This is a genomic window from Alkalihalophilus lindianensis, from assembly GCF_032843265.1.
GTDB classification, from domain to species: Bacteria; Bacillota; Bacilli; order Bacillales; family Bacillaceae_D; genus Alkalihalophilus; species Alkalihalophilus lindianensis.
The window spans coordinates 1-276 of sequence record NZ_JAWJBA010000253.1 but is presented as its reverse complement, the minus strand read 5'-3'; the positions used below and the strand labels follow the sequence as shown (position 1 = coordinate 276).

Below are 276 nucleotides of genomic sequence, written 5' to 3'. Positions count from 1 at the left end.
CGTGAAGGCGGGCGGTTTGGCCAGCTTCGCCTCACGGGCTTTCGGCTCGGGCTTCTTCGGTCCTTTCTTTGCGACGGGTTTGGAGGCGGTCCACCGTTTCCGACCTTCGGCGATTTCGGCCAGGGAGCGGCCGGTGGTGACGCTGGCGTCGATCTCCAGATTGGCGTCGCCCTCGCCGGGCACGGCGTGGTCGTCCTTCTCCTTGACCAGCAGCCAGTTGGCCCGTTTCGAGGGTTTCCCCCGGTCGCTCTTCAGCCGGACCAGGGCCCAGCCGCC

The 276-nt window shown here is 67.8% G+C and carries 1 protein-coding gene; it reads right to left on the bottom strand.

The genetic code is table 11. The features are described 5' to 3' along the window. Window positions 1–276: hypothetical protein (locus RYX56_RS26570; RefSeq protein ID WP_317124091.1), on the bottom strand; the 276-nt coding region annotated here is incomplete at both ends.